General features: G+C 53.0%; 6 protein-coding genes. 5 read left to right on the top strand and 1 reads right to left on the bottom strand.

Annotation, left to right across the window (positions count from 1 at the left end):
* Positions 1–127 precede the first annotated feature (127 nt).
* The gene (gene gmhB, locus RTK32_RS19455) at positions 128–688 is read right to left on the bottom strand and encodes a D-glycero-beta-D-manno-heptose 1,7-bisphosphate 7-phosphatase (RefSeq protein WP_312046868.1); all 561 of its coding nucleotides are present in this window, start codon (positions 686–688) and stop codon (positions 128–130) included.
* A 181-nt stretch (positions 689–869) separates the two neighbouring features.
* Between gmhB and metN the strand changes: the two genes are divergently transcribed.
* The 5 genes from metN to tsaA form a co-directional block, all read left to right on the top strand.
* On the top strand, positions 870–1,901 hold the full coding sequence (metN, locus tag RTK32_RS19450) for a methionine ABC transporter ATP-binding protein MetN (protein ID WP_312046866.1): 1,032 nt from the start codon (positions 870–872) through the stop codon (positions 1,899–1,901).
* Positions 1,894–2,547 (top strand): methionine ABC transporter permease MetI, encoded by a 654-nt coding sequence (locus tag RTK32_RS19445; protein WP_125290540.1) that lies wholly within the window; start codon positions 1,894–1,896, stop codon positions 2,545–2,547. The genes metN and RTK32_RS19445 overlap by 8 nt, the downstream gene beginning before the upstream one ends.
* A 30-nt stretch (positions 2,548–2,577) precedes the next feature.
* Positions 2,578–3,390 (top strand): MetQ/NlpA family lipoprotein, encoded by an 813-nt coding sequence (locus RTK32_RS19440; protein ID WP_312046864.1) that lies wholly within the window; start codon positions 2,578–2,580, stop codon positions 3,388–3,390.
* Positions 3,391–3,524: 134 nt separating this feature from the next.
* Positions 3,525–3,929, top strand: a complete 405-nt coding sequence (rcsF, locus tag RTK32_RS19435) for an Rcs stress response system protein RcsF (protein WP_312046862.1) — start codon at positions 3,525–3,527, stop codon at positions 3,927–3,929.
* Positions 3,926–4,284 (top strand): tRNA (N6-threonylcarbamoyladenosine(37)-N6)-methyltransferase TrmO (gene tsaA, locus RTK32_RS19430; protein WP_312046860.1); only part of this gene is annotated, 359 nt, incomplete at its 3' end. The genes rcsF and tsaA, both read left to right, overlap by 4 nt.

Genomic DNA, 4,284 nt, shown 5'->3' with positions numbered 1-4,284 from the left:
TGAGCCGCTGACCGTAAGTCGTTGTGCCGTCTCAGTGGTTGCGCATTATAGGGAGGCGCCGGGGAAAGGCAAGCGTAAAAACAAACTTTTTTATCGTTCGCTCTCTTTTTGCTCGCAACGCTGCTTTTTAGCGCTTTTTGATCCGCGAAGGCAGGTCAGCAAGGCTATCTATTACCCAATCTGCTGCATTTTCGCCCTCTTCGGTCACTGGCTTGCCGCTGCGTACTAACACCTTTGTTCCCACACCGGCCGCTTTACCGGCCAGCAGGTCATCAATCTTGTCACCTACTATATAAGAAGCGGCCATATCAATATTCAGCTCCTTTTGCGCAGAGAGCAGCATTCCCGGCTGAGGTTTACGGCAGTCGCATTCCTGACGGTACTCTTCTACCGTTCCTTCTGGATGGTGAGGACAATAATAGATACCGTCCAGATCGACTTCGCGATCGGCCAGCGACCAGTCCATCCACTCCGTTAACTGCATAAAGGTATCTTCCGTAAAGAGGCCGCGAGCGATACCAGACTGGTTGGTGACTATCACCAGCGCGAAGCCCATCTTCTTCAGCTCTTGCATCGCTTCGATAACGCCATCGATAAACTGGAAATTGTCGATCTCATGGACATAACCGCGGTCGATATTCATGGTACCGTCACGGTCGAGAAATATTGCGGGGACTTTGTTCGTCACGTGGAAACTCCTGCTACTAATGTTAACGGAGAGTATCGCACGTTTGCATCGGCAGAGAGAATGCTCCTTAAGCGCGCATTGCATTGATTCAGACGTCTGGATGCCTTACCATCCACTCGCAATGCTCTGCAGGAAAGCGGAGAGGACTTTTTGCCACGGCTCACTCTATTACGATAATAAAATGATAAAACTTCAAAATATTAGCAAAGTGTTCCGACAGGGCACCCGCACGATAACCGCGCTGTCGGATGTCAGCCTGGATGTGCCCGCCGGACAAATTTATGGCGTTATCGGCTCGTCCGGCGCCGGGAAAAGCACGCTAATTCGCTGCGTGAATCTGCTTGAGCGCCCTACTTCAGGCACCGTTTTAGTCGACGGCCAGAATCTGACAACCTTTTCAGAAAGCCAACTGACTCAGGCGCGCCGTCAGATCGGCATGATCTTTCAGCACTTTAATCTGCTGAACTCCCGCACCGTCGCCGGCAATGTCGCTCTGCCGCTCGAGTTGGGCAAGCTTTCTCGCCGCGAGATCGATGCGCGAGTCGACGAGCTGCTGGAGCTGGTTGGTCTGGCGGATAAAAAGGATGCCTGGCCTGCCAATCTTTCCGGCGGGCAAAAACAGCGTGTCGCTATTGCCCGCGCGCTGGCAACCAATCCTAAGGTGCTCCTGTGCGATGAGGCCACCAGCGCCCTTGACCCGGCGACAACCAGAGCGATTCTGGAACTGTTGAAGGATATCAACCGTCGCCTGGGGATCACTATTCTGTTAATCACGCACGAAATGGACGTAGTGAAGCGCATCTGCGATCGCGTTGCCGTGATCAGTAACGGCAAGCTGATTGAACAGGACACGGTAAGCGAGGTCTTTTCTCATCCCAAGACGCCTCTGGCGCAGCAATTTATTCAGTCTACCCTGCATCTTGATGTGCCGGATGATTATGCGGCGCGCCTGTCGGCGACGGCGAAACCGGAAAACGTTCCTTTATTACGTCTGGAATTTACCGGCAAGTCTGTAGATGCCCCGCTACTGTCGGAAGCGGCTCGTCATTTTAACGTTAATAACAACATTATCAGTGCGCAGATGGATTATGCGGGTGGCGTCAAGTTCGGCATTATGCTGGCGGAGATGCACGGCGAGGCGGCTGATACGCAGAAAGCGATCGCTTTTCTGCAGGAACACCATGTAAAGGTAGAGGTATTAGGTTATGTCTGAGGCGATGATTTTGCTGCTCTGCCGGGGCGTATGGGAAACGCTGGTCATGACTTTTGTTTCCGGTTTCTTCGGTTTCGTGCTTGGATTGCCGCTTGGCGTGCTGCTTTATGTCACGCGTCCGGGTCAGATCATCGAAAACCGCGGGCTCTATCGCTTTTTATCCGCGCTGGTTAATATTTTCCGCGCGATCCCTTTCATTATCCTGTTGGTTTGGATGATCCCGTTTACGCGTATGATTGTCGGCACTTCAATTGGTCTGCAGGCGGCTATCGTGCCATTAACCATCGGCGCCGCGCCTTTTATTGCGCGAATGGTTGAAAATACGCTGCTGGAACTGCCGCATGGCCTGATTGAGGCTTCACGAGCAATGGGCGCGACGCCACTTCAGATTGTTAAAAAAGTCCTGTTGCCGGAAGCCCTTCCCGGGCTAATCAATGCGGCGACCATTACGCTTATTACGCTGGTCGGCTATTCGGCTATGGGCGGCGCCGTCGGCGCGGGCGGCCTTGGGCAAATCGGTATTCAGTACGGCTATATCGGCTACAACGCCACGGTGATGAATACCGTATTGGTACTGTTAGTGGTTCTGGTTTATTTGATTCAGTTCTGTGGCGACCGCATTGTTCGTGCCGTCACCCACAAGTAAATAATGGTTCTTACAGATTAAGGAAAGGGTATGTTTAATTTTAAAACGATTGCCGCTGTAGGTGCGCTGATTGGGTCTCTGGCGCTGGTCGGATGCGATCAGAAAGAGAAAGATCCCAACCATATTAAGGTTGGCGTGATTGTCGGGTCGGAGCAGCAGGTTGCCGAAGTCGCTAAAAAAGTGGCCAAAGACAAATATGGTCTGGATGTGGAGCTGGTGACCTTTAATGATTATGTCCTGCCGAACGAAGCCTTGAGTAAAGGCGATATCGACGTTAATGCTTTCCAGCACAAGCCTTATCTGGATCAGCAGATTAAGGATCGTAATTACAAGCTGGTGCCTGTCGGCAGCACTTTCGTTTACCCAATCGCGGGTTACTCGAAAAAGATCAAATCGCTGGATCAACTGCAAAATGGTGCGCAGGTTGCTATCCCGAACGATCCAACTAACCTGGGTCGCTCGCTGCTGCTGTTGCAGAAAGTGGGCCTGATCAAGCTGAAAGACGGTATTGGCCTGCTGCCGACCGTGCTGGACGTGGTCGATAATCCAAAGAACATCAAGCTGGTCGAGCTGGAAGCGCCACAGCTGCCGCGCTCGCTGGACGACCAGCAAATCGCGGTGGCGGTGATTAATACTACTTACGCCAGCCAGATCAACCTGACGCCGGCGAAAGACGGTATTTTCGTCGAGGACAAAGATTCACCTTATGTGAACCTGATTGTGGCGCGCGAAGATAATAAAGATGCGGAAAACGTGAAAAAATTCGTTGAAGCCTATCAGTCCGATGAAGTCAGCGAAGCTGCTAACAAGATTTTCAACGGTGGCGCGGTAAAAGGCTGGTAATCCTCCGGGCCGGTCATATTGTTACCAACTTAACAAAGCGGGCATTAGCCCGCTTTGTTCATTTATGCACGCTTGTTATTTGCCGCCGGGCTTGCTTCAATAACGCCTCTTTTACCGACAATGAGGATGTTCCCATGCGTGTTGTACCGCTCTGTTTGTTAGCCCTTTCGCTGACAGGGTGTTCATTGCTGCATAAGCCTTATAAGCCCGTCGAGCCTTTTAAGCAGCCTGCACAAACTGAGCCAGTCAGGAGCAAACCCGCGCCGCGTCCCGCGCCGGTAAAACTTTACAGCGATGCCAGCGATCTGGTCAGCAAGCCTTTCCGCGATCTGGGCGAAGTTTATGGCGAAGATTGCCAGAGCAGCAGACAAAGCTCGCCACCTAATATCGCCACTGCCCGTAAGAGATTGCAAATCCACGCCTCCACCCTGAAAGCCAATGCGGTACTGCTGCACAAGTGCGAAATTGTCACCAATCCCCAGGGCTGCTATCGCCAGGCGATTTGCCAGGGTTCTGCCCTGAAAGTCAGCGGCCAATGAGTTTTACCTTCCAGCCAATCGGCACTATCCATTCGCCGTGGAAAGAGAAGTTTGCCGTTCCCCGTCAGCCGGGGCTGATTCAGGACGGCGGCGGCGAGCTGCGGCTGCAGGCGCCTTATAATCAGCCGGAAGCGGTACGCGGGCTGGAAGCGTTCAGCCATCTGTGGCTGCTGTTTGTGTTTCATCAAACGATGGAAGGCGGCTGGCGTCCCACGGTTCGCCCTCCCCGGCTGGGCGGCAATGCGCGAATGGGCGTCTTTGCCACCCGTTCCACCTTTCGTCCTAACCCCATCGGCATGTCGCTGGTAGAGCTGAAAGGCATCCGGACGGGAAAAGGCGAGGTTGTGCTGGAACT

It is taken from the genome of Erwinia sp., from assembly GCF_031978025.1.
Classification (GTDB): Bacteria; Pseudomonadota; Gammaproteobacteria; order Enterobacterales; family Enterobacteriaceae; genus Erwinia.
Note: the sequence above shows the minus strand (reverse complement) of the source record. Positions and strands in the feature narration are given on the sequence as shown.

Coding starts and splice junctions, on each gene's coding strand:
- RTK32_RS19440 (WP_312046864.1), top strand. CDS start 2,578: ATGTTTAATTTTAAAACGATTGCCGCTGTAGGTGCGCTGATTGGGTCT.
- rcsF (WP_312046862.1), top strand. CDS start 3,525: ATGCGTGTTGTACCGCTCTGTTTGTTAGCCCTTTCGCTGACAGGGTGT.
- RTK32_RS19445 (WP_125290540.1), top strand. CDS start 1,894: ATGTCTGAGGCGATGATTTTGCTGCTCTGCCGGGGCGTATGGGAAACG.
- metN (WP_312046866.1), top strand. CDS start 870: ATGATAAAACTTCAAAATATTAGCAAAGTGTTCCGACAGGGCACCCGC.